This window comes from Ralstonia sp. PBBBR1, from assembly GCF_002256165.1.
In the GTDB taxonomy this organism is placed as follows: domain Bacteria; phylum Pseudomonadota; class Gammaproteobacteria; order Burkholderiales; family Burkholderiaceae; genus Ralstonia; species Ralstonia thomasii.
Genome location: NZ_NKIL01000012.1, coordinates 45,364 through 62,267, shown reverse-complemented (window position 1 = coordinate 62,267; position 16,904 = coordinate 45,364). Strand labels below are relative to the sequence as shown.

Sequence of the window (16,904 nt, the reverse complement as noted above, 5' to 3'; positions counted from 1 at the left end):
GCCGGTGGCCGGGTTACACGCTCAGCGGCGGCTGGACGCTACCGGTCGTCTCGCGTTCGCGCTCGTTATGGACAAGGCGGGCGATCAGCCCCAGCTCGGTGGCCATGGCGCCGAGCACGTCGTCCAGGGACAGCACCCCAACGAGCGCGCCGTCGGACGTCACGCCAACACGTCGCACGCCGGACGAAAGCATTTCCTGCAACGCATCGCTCAGGCTTGCGTCGAGCGGTACGTTGAGGATGCCTCGGCTCATCACATCGGCCACACAGGTCTGTGAGGGGCTAACGCCAACCGCGACCGCATCGAGCACCATGTCGCGATCCGTGACGACGCCAATTGCGCGGGGGCCAGACGGGGTGTTCTCCGTCACGACCAGCGCACCGACATGTTTCTGGCGCATCTGCTGTGCCGCCTCCTGAAGCGTGCAGGAGAGCGGGATATGGACTGCATTGGGTGAATAAACGTCCTGAACTCGCATGATGGGCTCCTTGGCGTATCGATCAGGCGGCCTTTTCAGCGCTTGCCGGAGTGTGGCGTGCCGGTCGGTTCTTCTTTGCCTCGGAGTCCGACGTGGCCATGAGGTTGAAACTGTCAAAGAATGCCTTCAGCGAATCGGACGATGCGGCGAACAACTGAGACGAAGAGGTTTGCGCTTCCGGCTGCTGCATTTGCTGAGTCCACTCCGTCAACCGACGCAGATAGGCGGCCTGCAGCTTGTTCGTGAACTCGACCCAAGTCTTCAGCGCCGTCGCACTGTGGCTCGATTGCATCTTCATGAAGATGGTTTGCGCGGAGGCCAGCGATGTCCAGTCATGCGTGCCGCTCAGCTCATGTTCCAATTCACGCACATCTTCCAGCGCAGCCTCGGCCAGTTTCAGCCGGAAATGAGACAGGTCGATTTGCGTCTCGAGCATGAAGCTGGCGGTGCGGCTCATATCGCGCATGACGGCGCACGCCACGTTGCAGGCCATATCGGCGGGTTGTTGCATTGCGTTCTCCGGTGGGGTCTTGGCGGATGGTGAACAGCGCCGCCGAACGAGGATTCCAACTGCAGCGTAGGCACTCTGTGCTTGTGCGCGTTGATATGGCGCAAATTGGCGGCCGCGTGTGAAACGCCATCGCTTCGTCGCTTCGTTTCAAGGCCTTTGATTGCCTGGGCCGGCCCCGGGCAAAATCACTGCCTTCTACCTTTGATGTATGGCACCACTTTGGACATTTCGCCAGGAATAACATGTGCCCGCTCGTCTACGTTGAGCGGCTCTTGTGTGGCGATCTGGGCGTCCAGCACGTGCAGGTCTGCCTCGGATGCGTCGCGCCCGCCGCGCATGCGATTGCGGATGCGCGTACGCAGCGTGTCGACGTCGGCAACACAGTCCACGATGGCCACGGCTGTCCCCAGCCGCCTGCCCAGCGAGAAGAAACGTCGGCGCTGGTGCTCGGCCAGGAATGTGGCATCCGCAATCATTGGAAAGCCAGCGCCTGCACCGAGCTTGCAGATCGCGGCGAGACGCCGATACGTACGTTCGACTGCACGTGGCAGATAGCGATCGACTGCGCGGACATGCCAGCGGCGTTGGCGCTCGACATCAGAGCGCACACGGATCATGCCTTCCGCTTGGGCAAGCTGCGCGGCACGGGTGGACTTTCCGCTGCCTGAAAGGCCATGCATGAGGAGAATGCAGGCGTCGTTTCGGCAGAGCAGCTCCCGAGACAGGGCGAGCATGCGGCCTGCCTCGCGGCGGAGCCTGGCAGCCACATCGGGGGCCCCGTCCAACTGATGGGCGCGTTCCAGCAGTACGCGAGCCCGCACGAGCGCGCGCATCGATGCGTAGAAGGGCAGTACTGCCAACCCGCCATAGTCGCCACATCGTTCGAGATAACGGTTGATGAGTCGATACGCCAGCCCGTCCAGACCTGCGGCGAGCAGGTCCATGAACAGAAAGGCGGTGTCATACATGGTGTCGATCCACCGCAGTGACGGTGAGAATTCCAGACAGTCGAACGGGGTCGGCTGGCCATCGATCAACACGATGTTGCCCAGGTGCAGATCGCCATGGCATTCGCGGATGTGGCGGCTGCGCCGGCGTGAAGCGAATGTCTCTTCGAGGCGAACTGTGTGCTGACGAAGCAGCGATACCGTGGTCGCCGCATCCAGCGGTGCATGCCCCAAGGCAATAACTCCGGCAGCGCAGTCCTCGAACGTGCGCCGAATGCCTGAGGGCGTTCCATCGTCTGAACTCGCGCTGGCGACCGGCGCGGTTGCGTGGAAGTCTGCGATCAGGTCGGCCAGCGCGTCGATTTCTTTCGGGCGAAGTCGCCCGTCACGAGCCAACGCAATCAGTACGTCCTGCTGGGCAAACCGGCGCATGCAAACTGCGTACTCACAGGGCGTGCCTTGCCCATTGACGCGGATGGCCCCCGTGGCCGGATCGTTCGAAATTGGCACTACGCCAAGGTAGAGCGCAGGGGCGAGGCGGCGGTTGAGGCGGCATTCCTCCTCGCAATCGATTTGCCGCGCAAGGAGCGTCGAAAAATCGACGAAGTCCAACTTGACCGGCTTGCGTACCTTGTACGCAAATTCTCCAGCCAGGAAGACCCACGACAGATGCGTTTCGATCATCTGCAGATCGGCCGCCGGGTGTGGATACGCTGCCGCCTCGAGCATGCGACTGACCAAGGCTTCTGCTGGCTGCGCGCACGGATTGGTGGTGGCTTGTTCGGCCATACGCGGGTTTCATCTCCTGACACTGAAGATCAATATCGCGCGCTTGACGCCATGCGCCCTGACGTAGATCAACGTCCGCGCAGGGCGGTTGCCTAGCATGGAGTCATCGTCTTCCTTGGTGATTCCCATGAAAGCACTTGTCTACGAGGGGCCCGGCAAGATCACCCTGGCCGACAAGCCGAAACCGGAGTTGCAGGCACCCGGCGACGCCGTGGTGCGCGTCACGTTGACCACCATCTGCGGCACCGATCTGCACATCATCAAGGGCGACGTCCCGACCTGCGAGCCGGGGCGCACGCTGGGCCACGAAGGCGTGGGCGTGGTGGAATCGGTCGGCGCGGCCGTGACATCGCTACAGCGGGGTGATCACGTGCTGATCTCGTGCATTTCGTCTTGCGGAAAATGTGCCAATTGCCGGCGTGGCATGTACTCGCATTGCGAGACGGGCGGCTGGATCCTGGGACATCGCATCGACGGCGTGCAGGCCGAGTACGTCCGCATTCCGCATGCGGAGACCAGCCTCTACAAACTGCCGCCGGGCGTCGATGAAGAGGCGCTGGTCATGCTGTCGGACATCTTTCCGACCGGATTCGAATGCGGTGTGCTCAATGGCCGCGTTCAGCCGGGCAACAGCGTAGCGATTGTCGGCGCAGGCCCCATCGGGCTGGCCTCGCTGCTGACGGCGCAGTTCTACTCGCCGGCGCAGATCATCATGATCGACACGAACGCGGCACGGCTGGAAGTGGCCACCAGGCTGGGCGCAACGGCGTGTATCGACGTCTCCAGTGAAGACGCCGCTGCCGCCGTGAAGCGGCTCACGGATGGCGTGGGCGTCGACTGTGCGATCGAGGCGGTGGGCGTGCCCGCGACGTTCGAGCTCTGCCAGCAACTGGTTGCGCCAGGTGGCGTGATTGCAAATATCGGCGTGCATGGCGTCAAGGCGGACCTTCACCTGGAAACCTTGTGGAGCCAGAACATCGCCATCACCACGAGGCTGGTGGATACCGTCAGCACGCCGATGCTTCTGAAAACGGTACGTGCGGGGAAGCTGCTGCCTGGGCAGCTCATTACGCACCGGTTCAGGCTCGATGACATCCTCTCCGCCTACGACACGTTCCGCAACGCGGCAAAGACGCAGGCGCTCAAGGTGATCATCTCCGCATAGGCGGCGACACATGTCCGATGGATTTTCTGTTTTGTGAGGTGGATGCCATGAGCGAGACGATGCTCCTGTCTTACGATCCTGTGCAACATCTACTGCCACAGCCGACGTCCCGTGCTGCGCCGGCAACCATTGCACTGGCGTCGCCGCTATTGGATGGCGGCAATACGTTGACTGCAGCGCTGACCAGGCGCAAGAGCGTGCGGGAGTTCGCGCCCACGCCGCTGTCGCTACAGCAGCTCAGCGAATTGCTGTGGGCGGCGAATGGCATCAACCGGCCGGAAACAGGCGGGCGCACCGCGCCTTCAGCGCACGGGCTGAACGAGATCGACATCTACGTCGCCCTGCCGGAAGGTGTCTACCAATACGAGCCGGTGGCGCACCGGTTGCGGCTCAAGCACGCCGTCGACGCGCGCAACCTTACCGGCTATCAGGATTTTGTCGGCAAGGCGCCGCTCGACCTGGTGTACGTGGTGAACCATGCACGTGCAGACCAGATGCCGGAAGCCGTGCGTGAAACCTTTGCCGGTGTCGCGGCGGGAGCGATCTCCCAAAACGTGTCGCTTTACTGTGCCTCCGCCAAACTGGGTTGTGTGGTACGTGGCTGGCTCAATCATCGCCTTCTGGCAGAAGCCTTGTCGCTCAATGAAGACGAAGTGCCGGTGCTGGCGCAGACGGTCGGCCACCCGGCCGCCGAGCGATGAGGTATGAGATGAGCCACACATGTCGTCTTTTGCCACGCGGCCTTTTTGCGGCATTGGCTTTGGCCGCCAGCGCGCACGCTGGCGCAGTCGGTCCCGATGCTGCGGCTCCAGAGGTGCGCTTCCAGAACGAGATCGCCTATGTGTCAGGAGGCGTTGGGAGCGACGAGCGCGACGCCATGCGTGCGATGGCACGCCGCTTCAACGTGCGGCTGAACGTGGTGTCGGCCAGAACCAGCGAGGCGTTGTCGGATGTGGATGTGTCTGTTGCGGATGATCGCGGCAAGCTCCGTTTGCGCGTGCGCACGGAGGGGCCGCTCTTGTATATGCGCTTGCCTCGCGGGCACTATCAGATCACGGCCGCGTATCGCGGTGCGATGCAGACCGTGAACGTGAGCGCAGGCGCGCAGCCGGTTGATGCCGTCGTGCGGTTGCGCACCGAACCCGGACCAGACGAGTGGCTCCTGTGCCAGCGCGGATGCCCGCGCGCTGGCGCACGTCCGACGGCGCGATGAGGCCGTCATGACAACACATCGCATTGCGCTCATTACCGGTGGCATGGGCGGCCTGGGCGAAGCCATTGCCATCCGTCTCCATGCACAAGGGCATCGGGTTGTAGTCACCCATTCGATGGGCAATACACATGTGACTGCATGGATCGCGGAACAGCATGCCCAGGGGCGGCTGTTCCAGACGTTCGCGGTGGATGTTGCCGACTACGACGCTTGCCAGCGATGCACGTCCGACGTGCTTTCGACCGTCGGCCCGGTCGACATTCTGGTCAACAACGCCGGCATCACGCAAGACATGACCTTCAAGCGCATGACGCTGGATGCCTGGCGGAACGTGCTGGCCACCGATCTCGACTCCGTCTTCAACATGACCAAGCCGCTGTACGAAGGCATGATCGAGCGCGGTTGGGGCCGCATCATCAACATCTCGTCGGTCAACGGATCGCGGGGCGCGTTCGGGCAGACGAACTACGCGACGGCCAAGGCCGGCATACACGGGTTCACCAAGGCGCTGGCCCTCGAGTGCGCCGCGAAGGGCGTGACCGTCAACACGATTTCGCCCGGCTATCTCGCCACGCGAATGACGCGCGATATTCCCAGCGACATCATGCAAGAGCGGATTCTTCCGCAGATTCCCGTAGGCCGCCTCGGCCGGCCGGAAGAAGTGGCTGCCTTGGTGGCCTTCCTGTGCGGCGAGGACGCTGCCTACGTTACCGGCGCCAATCTGGCCGTGAATGGTGGCTTGCACATGCAATAGCGCGTGTGCATGCCCACGACGCCTCAAGACTGTGACGAGCGTTTACTACCGGCTTCCAAGAGCATTCGTTCCACGTGCGAGAAGGCCTCGTGAAGTGCGACGTATGGGTCCTCGTTGGAGGTGTTGCTCGAAACATGCGTCTGATGCGGTGTGAACACGTGGACGTTGACGTCGAAAGGCTTGCCCTGGTGCTGGTGCTTGGCACCCACGGCAAGGCTGACGCGGCACCGCATCAGATCGGCACGAATACGCTTCAAGCGGTCTGCATGCTTGATAACCGCTTCTTCGACGGCCTTGGAATGCGGAATTCCCTGGAAAGAAATATCGACTGGGACGCTCATGGTTTGGCTCCGATTGGTCTGGTTACTGATGTGGAAAATCATGTGTTCATTCTTGACCGCACGATTTCCGGCACCTTGACTCGGATCAACCCGATGGGCACGGCGTACGACATGTTGCGCTGCAGATACAGACTGTCCGAGGTGGTGTGCGCATGTGGTCGTCACATGGTCCGCTTCAACAACGGAAGCAGCGTGTGGAGCGTGTGCGCATTGAGCACGTCTGCCTGCCCCAGCCACGCCCGGCGGGCCTGCGTGACACCAAGCGGCAGGTTCAGCAGATCGGCCGGGCTGTGCGCGTCCGACGCAATGCTCACGAGCACTCCCTCCGCCTTTGCCATGCGGCATCCAATGTCGGCCAGGTCGAGGCGCGCGGGCTGCGCGTTGGCCTCAACGTAGCAGCCGCGCTGGGCAATGGCGGTCAGCACCCGCTTGAGATCCACGTTGCAGGCGTTGCGCTCGCCGATCAGGCGGCCCAGCGGATGGGCGAGGATGCTGAAGTGCGGATGATCGAGCGCGCGCAGAATGCGCGATGTCTGTTGATCAGCCGACAGGTTGAAGTGGCTGTGGATGGCGCCCACCACAAGGTCCAGGCGGCCCAGCACCGAATCGGGCAGGTCCAGTGACCCGTCCTCCAGAATGTCGACTTCAACCCCCTTGAGCAGCACGGGCCAACCCTTGTGTTCGGCATTGAAACGGTCGATGGCGTCGGCTTGTGCGGCCAGGCGCTCTGCGGTGAGCCCGTGCGTCACGGCAATGCGCGGCGAATGGTCGGTCACCGCCAGGTATTGATAGCCCAGCATGCGCGCCTGTGCTGCCATGGCTTCAAGGCTGGCGGTGCCATCGCTGGCGGATGTGTGGACATGAAGATCCCCCTTGATGTCGCCCTGCTCAACAAGGGATGGCAGTCGGCCCGACTGCGCGGCTGCGATCTCCCCGTGGTCTTCGCGCAGTTCGGGGCAGATCCAGGGCAACCCGACGGCGCGGTAGACCGATGCCTCCGTCTGGCCGGCAATGCGCTCCTTTCCTCGGAAGACGCCGTACTCGTTGATCTTCAGACCCTGGGCCTGCGCAAGCTTGCGCAGTGCGATGTTATGAGGCTTCGAGCCGGTGAAATACACCAGCGCCGCGCCGAAAGCATCGGGCCGCACCACCCGCAAGTCCACCTGCATGCCATTTTTCAGGACGACGCTGGCGCGGGTGGGGCCCGCTGAAATTCGGGTGGCAACCTCCTTGTAGTGCACGAGATGCTCCACGATCTGGGCGCGTTTTCTTCCCGTGATGAGCAGATCAAGGTCCCCCACGGTGTCTCGCCCTCTGCGGTAGCTGCCGGCGACGACGAGCTGGTCGATCAGGCCGCTTGCCAGCAGGTAATGCGTCAATGCATCGGCACACGGCTTGGCGATTGCCAGACCGTAACGGCGATCGCGCGCCAGGCGTGCGTTGAGGGCTTCGAGCAAACGCTGTTCGCTTCGGGCGCCAAAGCCATGCAGTTCGCGAATGCGGTGAGCGGCCGCGGCCCGGGCCAGCTCATCCAGGGATGTGATGCCCAGTTCGTGCTGCAACGCGCGGGCCCGCCTTGGGCCTAGGCCAGGCAACTGGAGCAGTTGAAGCACGTACGCTGGAACCTCGGTCCGCACGCGCGTGAGCATGGCGCAGCTTCCCGTTTCGACGATCTCGCGCATCTTTGCCGCGAGGTCGACTCCCACGCCCGGCAAGGCGGTCAAATCGGCGCCGCGTGCCAGCATGGCGTCAACGCCTTCGGTCATGCCTTCGACCGTGCGTGCGGCGTTGCGGTAAGCACGCACCCGAAACGGGTTGGCCTCTTCAATCTCCAGCAGATCAGCGATTTCGTTGAAGATCGCGGCGATGGCCTGGTTTGCGGGGTATTGATAGGAAGCGGCCAAAGGCATGGGTCATCCTCTTGCGTGCACGTAGCTCCATCGTTTCATGTGGCCATGCCGGGGCCTTGCGGCACATCAAGCGGAACGCGTTGCATTGCAGGATCACGACACACAGTCGAACCGCCTTGCGCGAGATCAACCCAGCAAACGCGCGCAGCCGTATCGTGGGCAGAGATCAGGGGTGCCTTCATGATCAAGCTGCTCATCCTCATCAACGTGGCGGCGTTCGTTGCAGAAGTCTTTGCGGGGGACGCGTTGCTACGAACCTTTGCGCTCTGGCCACTCGGCGCATCTGGCGGCGGCGTTGGGGGAGGATTCCTGCCGTGGCAGCCGCTGACATACGCTTTCCTGCACGCAAATGGCGCGCATCTGGCGTTCAACATGTTCGGCCTCTACCTGTTCGGGCGCGACGTCGAACGTACCGTGGGTGCGCCTCGGACTTGGCAGCTCTATCTGTCCAGCATCTTGAGTGCAGCCTTCGCGCAACTCGCTTTTACGGCCTTGAGCATTCTTCCGGCGGGGCCGGTCATTGGCGCGTCCGGGGGCGTATTCGGACTGCTTCTCGCGTATGCCGTCCTGTTTCCCAATCGCATCATCGTTCCGTTGATCCCGCCCATCCCGATGCCGGCGTGGGTGTTCGCGACGCTCTATGCGATTGTGGAGCTGACCCTCGGCGTGAGCGGCACCGAAGTCAATGTTGCGCACTTTGCGCATCTGGGCGGCATGGCGGGCAGCGGGGTGCTGCTTTGGCACTGGCTGCACGGCACCCCACGCGAGTCATAGGCGGTGCGGGGTAAGCGATGCGCACCCTCCATCCTTATTCGGAGCCACGGCTGTGAACACCTGGGTCTTCTCGTTGTGCTGGGCGATTCTGGTGTTTGCGTGCCCTGGAGCCAACGCAGACATGCCCGCCCTGGAACCGCACGTGGTGGTGCTCGTCTATCACCGCTTTGCACCGACAGTGGATAGCACCATGACGGTTCGGATGCAGACATTCGAGGCGCATTTACAGGCGATCGAGGCGGCGGGTTATCGCATCGTGCCGCTCGCAGACATCGTGCGCTGGCACGACGGCGAGCAAGGTGCACTGCCCGCAAAGGCGGTTGCCATTACGGTGGATGACGGCCATCGGTCTGTGTACGAGACGTTGTGGCCCGCGCTACGCAGCCGGAGCATTCCCGTGACGCTATTTGTGTACCCGTCTGCCATCTCGAATGCTCCATACGCGATGACTTGGCCCCAGTTGCGAGCGTTGGCCCGCACCGGACAGTTTGGCGTGCAATCCCATACGTACTGGCATCCGGACTTCCGCGTGGAGCGGATGCACCGAAGCGCCGATGATTTCACCAAGTTCGCCCGCGATCAGTTGCGCCGCGCGAAGGAGCGCATCGAAACAGAGATCGGAGCCCCGGTGCACGCACTGGCATGGCCCTTCGGCATCCACGATCCCGAGCTGGAGCGCCTTGCACGAGAGGAGGGCTATACCGCAGCCTTCACGCTGGACGCGCAACCGCTGCGGGCGAGTCAACCTGCCATGGCGTTGCCCCGATACCTGATCACCGATGGCTGTGGTGCGCAATGCATGGCGAACATTCTCAATGCAGCCGGGGGTGGTAATCATGAGTAGCCGCGCACACCTCTGGCTTGCAGCGGTCTTGCTCTCTTGGGCGCAGTTTGCCGGCGCTGCCGAGGTCAGGGTGATAGACGCACAGACCCGCGTTCCTGTAGAGGGCGCAATCACATTCGTTCACGGCGAAAGCGGAAAGACCGATGCTGCCGGTCTGATTACCATTCCAGCTTCGGCAGTGGAAGCACGGGCGACTGTCAGCGTCCGCGCCCCCGGCTATGCGCGTGCCGAGCTGGTGCTTGGCGGCCCGCTACCCCCAGTTGAGATACCGCTCAAGCAGATCAAGCCCCGGGCGGTCTACCTGTCGGTACAGGGCGTATCCAACCGTTCCTTGCGCGATGCCGCCGTCGCACTCCAGGGGCAGACGGCCATCAATGCGCTGGTGATAGACATGAAGGGCGACCGGGGCGACACACCTTACCCGAGTGCGGCTCGTGTGGCGGTGGGCGCAGTCCCCGAACAAAAAGACCGGGTGGCCCGCATCAACCATTTCGCCGCCGTGATTCGGAAACTCCACTTGCGTGGGCTGTATCTGATTGCGCGCATCGTCGTGTTCAAGGACGACCGCTTGGCTCGAGCGCACCCCGAATGGGCGGTGCGTGATCGTGATGGAGAGGTCTGGCGCGATCGCGAAGACCAACAATGGATCGACCCCAATGTCGAAGTCGCCTGGGCCAACACGCTTGACGTGGCGGAAGAGGCAGCAAGACTGGGGTTCGATGAAATCCAGTTCGACTATCTGCGCTTTCCGGACGCCAATGGCTTGCAGTTCCATCAAGCCAACACGCAAGCACACCGGGTTGCGGCCATCACGGGGTTCCTTGCGCGGGCGAGAGAACGGCTGCGGGCGTACAACATTTACCTGGCGGCGGATATTTTCGGCTACGTCTGCTGGAACACCGACGACACGGCGATTGGCCAGCAGATCAACACGCTGGGCGCCGTGGTCGATTACATCTCGCCCATGCTGTACCCGTCCGGCTTCACATGGGGCCTGCCGGGCACCAGAAAGCCGACCGAGCAGCCCGGCGAGATCGTCTCGCGTTCGCTCGCTGAAGCGAAGCGCCGCACAGGTTTGCCGGGAGAGAGGTTCCGGCCGTGGCTGCAGGCGTTCCGGGACTATGCCTTTGATCATCGCGAGTTCAACGCCGAGATGATTCGCGCCCAGGTCGACGCTGCCGATGCGGAAGGCACCAACGGGTGGATGCTATGGAACGCGCGCAATCGTTACGATCCAGCCAACTTGCCGCGATAGTCGCGGTAGTGACAGCGGCGCTGTTGGCCTGCATGCAGAGTGGGCAGGCCGCGCCCATTGCCAACGACCCTGGGCCGCTGGGTACGCCAGTGCCCATGCACGAGCTGGAAGCCGTAGTTGCTGCGCAGATTGCCGATGCCAATGTGGCCGGAGCTGTCGTCGCGATCGGTGAAGCCAATGCGGTGCGCGAACGTGTTGCGCTGGGTCAGCGATCCACCGGTCCCGCCGAGCCGATGACCGAAGACACGATCTTCGATCTCGCATCGCTCACCAAGGCAGTGGCCACGGCCACGGCGGTACTGCAACTGGCAGAGCGCGGACGTTTGGAACTGGACGCACCGGCCAGCCGTTACTGGCCGGCCTTCGGCGACGCAGGGAAGGCAGGCATCACCCTACGGCAATTGCTCAATCACACGTCTGGACTCCCTTCGGGCCTGGCTGCCCGATCGGAACTCCGCAGCCACGCCACGGTGCTTCACGCCATCGAAATCATGCCCCCGATAGGGGAGCCGGGGCGCAATGTCATCTACAGCGATCTCAACTATGTCGCCTTGGGCGAGCTTGTCCAGCGTGCCAGCGGAATGGGGCTGGACGCATGGTGCGCGCAGCATATCTTTCGACCGCTTGGCATGCGCGACACCGCGTTCCGTCCGAGCCACAAGGCGATTACCCGCATCGCGCCGACCATCATGCGCAACGGGCGATGGCTTCGTGGCAACGTGCATGATCCGACGGCCGCCGCACTGGGGGGTGTCTCCGGCAATGCGGGCTTGTTCTCCACGGCGGATGACCTCGCGCTGTTCGCCAGGATGCTTCTCAACGGGGGCAGCCTGGGGGGCCACCAAATCTTGCAGCCGGACAGCGTTGCCCTGCTGTTGACGCCCGACAGTTCGACTGCCGTGGAGGCGACGCGCACGTTGGGTTGGGAAGTGCAGGCGCCGTTGATCCCCAACCGCTATCGCGCGCCGAGCGCGGGGCTCGTTCAGCATCTGGGCTACACCGGAACCGGCTTATGGATCGACTTGGTCACGCGCCGGTTTGTCATTGTGCTCACGAGCCGCCTGTATCCGGACGAGCGGGGTAACGCCATGCCGTTGCGTGAAGCCGTCCTGAATCTGGTATCGAGCACTGCGCCGCCGCTCTCTGGTCAGCAGATCGCCACGCGTGCCCCGACCATGGCCGACGCTGTGATCAGCGCGGAACGGCACTTACCCACGGCGGTGGGTCCCGTACGGACAGGCATCGATGTGCTGGAGGCAAGCGGCTTCGCACCGCTGGTCGGGAAGCGGGTCGGCCTGGTTACCAACCACAGTGGCTTCGATGCGCAGGGGCGGCGCACCATCGATGTACTCAGTCAGGCACCCGGTGTGCGGTTGAACGCGATCTTTGCACCGGAGCACGGTATCGGCACCGATCTCGACGCGCGCTTTGGTGACACGATCGACCCGCGGTCCAACGTGATCGTCCATAGCCTTTATGGCAACAGCAATGGCATACCGCGCAGCGCGCTGGCCGATCTGGACGTCCTGGTGTTTGACCTCCAGGACGCCGGCGTGCGGTTCTTTACCTACCTTGCCACCCTGGGGGCGACGCTGGAAGCTGCTGCGAAGGCCTATATCCCAGTGCTGGTGCTGGACCGTCCCAACCCGCTCGGCGGTGATCTGGTGGGTGGGCCGGCATCCGATACGGCGGACCGCTCATTGACAAACTACGTGCCGCTGCCGCTTGTGCACGGCATGACGATCGGCGAGCTTGCCAGGTTGCTGAACGGGGAACTGCACATCGGGGCGGCGCTGCATGTGGTGGCCATGGAGCAGTACGACCGTGCAATGCGCTTTGCCAACACCGGGCTGGGTTGGGTTCCGCCATCGCCGAACCTGCGCGATCTTTCTGCCTTGGAGCGATATCCGGATGTGGGGTTGGTCGAGGGCGCACGTGTGAGCGTAGGCAGAGGCACGACGGCGCCGTTTGGCATGGTAGGAGCGCCATGGATGGACGGCGCGGCGCTCGCGCGAGAACTCAATGCGCTGGACACGGGCGCCATCTATACACCCGTCCATTTCGTTCCTGCGGAAGGGCCGTACCATGGCCGCTCGTGCTCGGGTGTTGCGATCCACCGGGTGTCAGCTCTGACCCGCCCGGGCCGCATCGGTTTAGCGCTCGCCCGCGTACTGTCGCAACGTTATCCCGAGCAGTTCAAGCTGGAGGCGATCCGCACGTCTGTCGGGTCGGAGACGGTCTGGGCGATGCTGCGTGACGGCATTGCGCTGGATGCAATCGAGCGAGCCTACACCGCACAGGCCGATGTCTTTCTTTCCCAGCGCGCGGCATATCTGCTGTATTGACAATGCCAGCTACGCGCCCAGATGGAGCCGGACAAGGCAACACCAGATGCTGCTACTTCGTCTGATTGCCGCCATCCGTATGTGGGTCGCGTTTGCCCTTTGCGCCTTCCGTGTACGGATCGAACTTGCCGCGTCTCGATCCTTCTGTGTACGGGTCACGCTTGGCTTGCGTGGCGCCATCGGTATAGGCATCACGTTTGCCCTTTGCGCCTTCTGTGTACGGATCGAACTTGCCACGTCTTGAGCCCTCTGTGTATGGATCGGGCTTGGCTTGCTTTGCGCCCTCCGTGTAGGGATCCACCTTGCTGGCTTTTTCTCCGTCGCCGTTCTGTGCCGTATCGGGCTGACTCTGCGCGTACACCGACGCAGAGGCTGCTGCGACGACGAGCAGAGTCATCATGAGTTTCCTGTGCATTTTGGGCTCCTGCAAACAAATCAAGTCCAACCGTTGGATCAAAACCTTTTCCATTCGGCACGTCCATGTCCGATGGCTATTTCAAGAATAGGTAGCTACCAGAGACCCTCGTTGAGAGAAATCAAGCTGCTCTCTTTCGTCTGTGCCTGTGTGGCACAGGGCACATGGAAATTGTCTTTGGGCGGGCGTATTTCCATTCACAGCCACAAGCCGTCAGGCGCCTGGCGCGCTCCCGGACTTCGCTTGCGGCTGCGATGGCGATCGGGCTTGCGTAGCCGATGCAGCGATCGCGTTGAAGGTGTTGACCAAGGTCTGCCAGGAGTCAAGAGACGCAATCAACAGTTGTGCAGGAGATGCAGCCGTTCCGGGGCGATGTTGGAACCGGTCGTTCCACTCTGTCGCCTGGCGCAGATATGACCGCTGCGCTTCATTGAGAAGGTCGGCCCACTGGCGAACAGTGCTCGCACTTTGGTTGGCTTGCAGCTTCATGTACGCGCTCTGCGCCGAGGCCAGTGCGGTCCAGTCTTTGACTGTATCCAACTGGCCCTCCAGCTGGGACAGGTTATCCAATGCGGTTTCTGCCATCTTGACGCGAAGGCGCGCGAGCTGAAGCTCGCTATCCACGAAGAACTCCGCAGCGCGGCTGGCATCGCGCATGGTGGCGCAGGCGAGGGTGCAGACGGCATCAGTAGGCTGTTGCATCACGATCTCCGGTTGATATGACTGGAGATTAGGCACTTCGGTATTGCCGGATTTGACCTGACGCAAGTCTCCAGATCGGCTTGTCGTGCGCTCCTGAGGGGTCGGTTCTCTTGGGGCGGTTAGCTGCCTGAGCCAAAGACGTTACGGCGGGGGCGATGCGTTTGGGCGTGATGTCGATCAACGCTCTCAGGGCGGTGTTGCCTAGCATGGAGTCATCCGCGCAAAGGGAGCACGTCGATGCGGGCAGGGCCTCTGAACCGTCCAGGCGGACCATCACCTCTGAGTACCGCTGTACTTGCAGATCGCTATCTTGCGCCCGGCGAAACGACGTGCAATGACGTATTCAAGCGGGTTGCCCATGCGCTTGCCGCTGCAGAGCAGCCAGACCAGCGCGCGCATTTCACGCGCTTGTTCTACGCCAATCTGCTGCAAGGTGCCATTGGAGCGGGGCGCATCATGGCGAACGCGGGAAGTGCGAATCACGGGACGATGGTCAACTGCTTCGTGCATCCTATCGGCGCTAGCGAGCAATCCGTCGCAGACGCTTCCGATGTCGAACGCGCTTTGCATGCAGCACAGCGCACCTTGCAGATGGGTGGCGGGGTCGGCTACGACTTCTCGGTCATCGCCCCTGCTGATGCCGAGCAGGCAACGTCGAACAGCGGAACTGGAAGCGTCTGTGCCGTCCTCGACTCATTTGATCGGGTCTGCGCAACGCAGGCGCTCGTCAACACGCGAGGTGGCGCGCAGATGGCCGTTCTGCGCTGTGACCACCCCGACCTGGCCACTTTCATTACTGCAAAACGTGGGCGCAGGCGCTGGGCAACGTTCAACCTATCGGTTGCCGTTACCGACGCGTTCATGCGAGCGGTTGCCGATGACGGTCTCTGGTGCCTGCAGCATCGAGCAGTGCCCAATGCACAACGGCTGGCGACAGGCGCCCACGCGCTGTCTAACGGCAAGTGGTGCTACGCAGTCGTTTCCGCACGGCAGCTTTGGAACATGATCGCGGAAGCCGCGCATCACAGTGCAGAGCCGGGTCTGCTGTTCATCGATACGATCAACGCTGCCAATGATCTTGCCGAGATCGAGACGATTGCCGCAACCAATCCTTGTGGAGAACAACCATTGCCGCCCTGGGGCAGCTGTGTACTGGGGCCGATTGACGTATCCAGGTGGGTGCAGTGGCCGTTTGGAATGGGCGGTCAACCACTGTTCGATTTCGTCGGCCTGAGCCGGGCGGTGCGTGTTCAAGTCAGAATGCTCGACAACGCGATCGAGATCACACGCTGGCCGTTGCCTGAGCATATGCACGAGGCCCAGACCAAACGCAGGATCGGCGTAGGCGTGACCGGCCTTGCCGATGCTCTCACAATGATGTGCCTGCCATACGACGCTCCGGCAGCACGATGCTTCGCCGCTCAGATCGGGCGATGCTTGCGTGATAGCGCCTACGCAGCTTCGGCCGCATTGGCATGCGAGCGCGGGCCCTATCCGCTGTTCAGTCCGGAACGCAGTCTTGCTTCCGGACATTTCAGCGCCGCATTGCCCAAGGCCGTGTGCGAAGCTGTCGCAAAGCACGGACTGCGCAATAGCCACCTCCTCTCCCTGGCACCAACGGGTAGCGTAAGCCTGGCGTTTGGAGATAACTGCTCCAGTGGTATCGAACCTGCGTTCGATTGGGTGTATCAGCGTCGCGTGCGTATCCAACATCGCGCGCCGCAGCTTTACCGTATTGAGAACCGCGCCTACAGGCTTTTCCGGGCGCTGTACGGACAGCGTGCAGCGTTGCCCGGCTACTTTGTCACCGCAAGGCAGATTGATGGGCTCGACCACTTGCGCATGGTGGCGACGCTGCAACCGTTTGTTGATGCATCCATTTCAAAGACGGTCCTTCTTCCGTGCAGCGCGTCGTGCGCACAGGTTGCGGCACTGCTCTTTCACGCATGGCAGTTGCGACTCAAAGGCATCACGATCTTCAGGCCGGACACCGGTCCGGGCGACGTGCTCTCCGAGCTGCCCCCATTGAACGGTCGCCTCACGTGCTTCTGTTGAGCAACCCAGCCAGCGCCTAATCCAGATCCAGCTCGGGATGGTCCGACAGAACGTCGGCCCGTGAGCGGCACGCACGCAGCGGATCGTCCGGCCCGATCCATGCCGCGCGCACATTGGCGCAGACATCACGAAAACGGGTGGTGGGGATGCCCATGCGATTGGCCGCCGTGGCCCAGTGTGTGAAGACTTTCGAATGCACAGCCAGATACTTCTGGCGAGTGTCTGGATCTCGCGGAAACATGCCATCCGCGGTGGAGAAGTCGGGGCACCTGAGGTAGAGGTTGAACCAGAAGAGCGCAGCGTACGCCCGGAGAATCTCCTCCACCGACTCTGGGCACGTCGTATCGAAGGCAATCTGCGGGCAGGGGCAATCGGTCGCACAGAAAAATGTCGTACGCATGTTTGC

At 62.4% G+C, this 16,904-nt stretch carries 17 protein-coding genes; 9 read left to right on the top strand and 8 right to left on the bottom strand.

Going from position 1 to position 16,904, the window contains the following annotated elements; genetic code table 11:
• Nucleotides 1–13: 13 nt before the first annotated feature.
• The 3 genes from CFE42_RS19930 to CFE42_RS19920 all read right to left on the bottom strand — a co-directional run bounded on the left by CFE42_RS19930 (nt 14) and on the right by CFE42_RS19920 (nt 2,725).
• Nucleotides 14–478 carry a CBS domain-containing protein gene (locus CFE42_RS19930; protein WP_004634031.1) on the bottom strand — a complete coding sequence of 155 codons (465 nt, stop codon included), beginning with the start codon at nt 476–478 and terminating at the stop codon, nt 14–16.
• A 22-nt stretch (nt 479–500) separates the two neighbouring features.
• Nucleotides 501–989, bottom strand: coding sequence for a hypothetical protein (locus CFE42_RS19925; RefSeq protein WP_004634033.1), 489 nt, complete (start codon nt 987–989; stop codon nt 501–503).
• A 185-nt stretch (nt 990–1,174) separates the two neighbouring features.
• A complete protein-coding gene (locus tag CFE42_RS19920; protein WP_037044676.1) occupies nt 1,175–2,725 on the bottom strand; it encodes a bifunctional aminoglycoside phosphotransferase/ATP-binding protein in 1,551 nt (516 codons plus the stop codon).
• A 127-nt stretch (nt 2,726–2,852) separates the two neighbouring features.
• Here CFE42_RS19920 and CFE42_RS19915 point away from each other — a divergent pair, with 127 nt between their 5' ends.
• The 4 genes from CFE42_RS19915 to phbB are packed head-to-tail and all read left to right on the top strand — an operon-like array spanning nt 2,853 to nt 5,857.
• Entirely contained in the window at nt 2,853–3,890 is a 1,038-nt protein-coding gene (locus CFE42_RS19915) for a zinc-dependent alcohol dehydrogenase family protein (RefSeq protein WP_037044685.1), read from the top strand.
• 47 nt (nt 3,891–3,937) lie between these two features.
• Nucleotides 3,938–4,591 carry a nitroreductase family protein gene (locus CFE42_RS19910; protein ID WP_004634040.1) on the top strand — a complete coding sequence of 218 codons (654 nt, stop codon included), beginning with the start codon at nt 3,938–3,940 and terminating at the stop codon, nt 4,589–4,591.
• 8 nt (nt 4,592–4,599) lie between these two features.
• Nucleotides 4,600–5,103: a hypothetical protein gene (locus CFE42_RS19905; protein WP_004634042.1), complete on the top strand. Its 504-nt coding sequence runs from the start codon at nt 4,600–4,602 to the stop codon at nt 5,101–5,103.
• Nucleotides 5,104–5,110: 7 nt separating this feature from the next.
• Nucleotides 5,111–5,857 (top strand): acetoacetyl-CoA reductase, encoded by a 747-nt coding sequence (gene phbB / locus CFE42_RS19900; RefSeq protein ID WP_004634044.1) that lies wholly within the window; start codon nt 5,111–5,113, stop codon nt 5,855–5,857.
• Nucleotides 5,858–5,880: 23 nt separating this feature from the next.
• On the opposite strand, the gene CFE42_RS19895 is transcribed toward phbB, so the two are convergent.
• Together CFE42_RS19895 and polX are read right to left on the bottom strand one after the other, a co-directional pair.
• Nucleotides 5,881–6,198, bottom strand: a complete 318-nt coding sequence (locus tag CFE42_RS19895; protein WP_004634046.1) for an HPF/RaiA family ribosome-associated protein — start codon at nt 6,196–6,198, stop codon at nt 5,881–5,883.
• A 161-nt stretch (nt 6,199–6,359) separates the two neighbouring features.
• Nucleotides 6,360–8,108 (bottom strand): DNA polymerase/3'-5' exonuclease PolX, encoded by a 1,749-nt coding sequence (gene polX / locus CFE42_RS19890; protein ID WP_004634048.1) that lies wholly within the window; start codon nt 8,106–8,108, stop codon nt 6,360–6,362.
• 180 nt (nt 8,109–8,288) lie between these two features.
• Here polX and CFE42_RS19885 point away from each other — a divergent pair, with 180 nt between their 5' ends.
• Genes CFE42_RS19885 through CFE42_RS19870 form a run of 4 tightly spaced genes read left to right on the top strand, consistent with a single transcriptional unit; the run spans nt 8,289 to nt 13,326 of the window.
• The gene (locus CFE42_RS19885; RefSeq protein WP_004634050.1) at nt 8,289–8,882 is read left to right on the top strand and encodes a rhomboid family intramembrane serine protease; all 594 of its coding nucleotides are present in this window, start codon (nt 8,289–8,291) and stop codon (nt 8,880–8,882) included.
• Nucleotides 8,883–8,934: 52 nt separating this feature from the next.
• Complete coding sequence (locus CFE42_RS19880) at nt 8,935–9,726, top strand: polysaccharide deacetylase family protein (protein WP_004634052.1); 792 nt, start codon at nt 8,935–8,937, stop codon at nt 9,724–9,726.
• Complete coding sequence (locus CFE42_RS19875) at nt 9,698–10,981, top strand: putative glycoside hydrolase (RefSeq protein WP_004634055.1); 1,284 nt, start codon at nt 9,698–9,700, stop codon at nt 10,979–10,981. The genes CFE42_RS19880 and CFE42_RS19875 overlap by 29 nt, the downstream gene beginning before the upstream one ends.
• Nucleotides 10,936–13,326: a serine hydrolase gene (locus tag CFE42_RS19870; protein ID WP_004634057.1), complete on the top strand. Its 2,391-nt coding sequence runs from the start codon at nt 10,936–10,938 to the stop codon at nt 13,324–13,326. The genes CFE42_RS19875 and CFE42_RS19870 overlap by 46 nt, the downstream gene beginning before the upstream one ends.
• Nucleotides 13,327–13,378: 52 nt before the next feature.
• On the opposite strand, the gene CFE42_RS19865 is transcribed toward CFE42_RS19870, so the two are convergent.
• Complete coding sequence (locus CFE42_RS19865) at nt 13,379–13,741, bottom strand: hypothetical protein (RefSeq protein WP_004634058.1); 363 nt, start codon at nt 13,739–13,741, stop codon at nt 13,379–13,381.
• 213 nt (nt 13,742–13,954) lie between these two features.
• A complete protein-coding gene (locus tag CFE42_RS19860) occupies nt 13,955–14,509 on the bottom strand; it encodes a hypothetical protein (protein WP_238563829.1) in 555 nt (184 codons plus the stop codon).
• A gap of 171 nt (nt 14,510–14,680) precedes the next feature.
• Between CFE42_RS19860 and CFE42_RS19855 the strand changes: the two genes are divergently transcribed.
• A complete protein-coding gene (locus CFE42_RS19855; RefSeq protein ID WP_004634062.1) occupies nt 14,681–16,498 on the top strand; it encodes an adenosylcobalamin-dependent ribonucleoside-diphosphate reductase in 1,818 nt (605 codons plus the stop codon).
• Nucleotides 16,499–16,514: 16 nt separating this feature from the next.
• On the opposite strand, the gene CFE42_RS19850 is transcribed toward CFE42_RS19855, so the two are convergent.
• Nucleotides 16,515–16,898 carry a hypothetical protein gene (locus CFE42_RS19850; protein ID WP_004634064.1) on the bottom strand — a complete coding sequence of 128 codons (384 nt, stop codon included), beginning with the start codon at nt 16,896–16,898 and terminating at the stop codon, nt 16,515–16,517.
• Between the last annotated feature and the right edge of the window lie 6 nt (nt 16,899–16,904).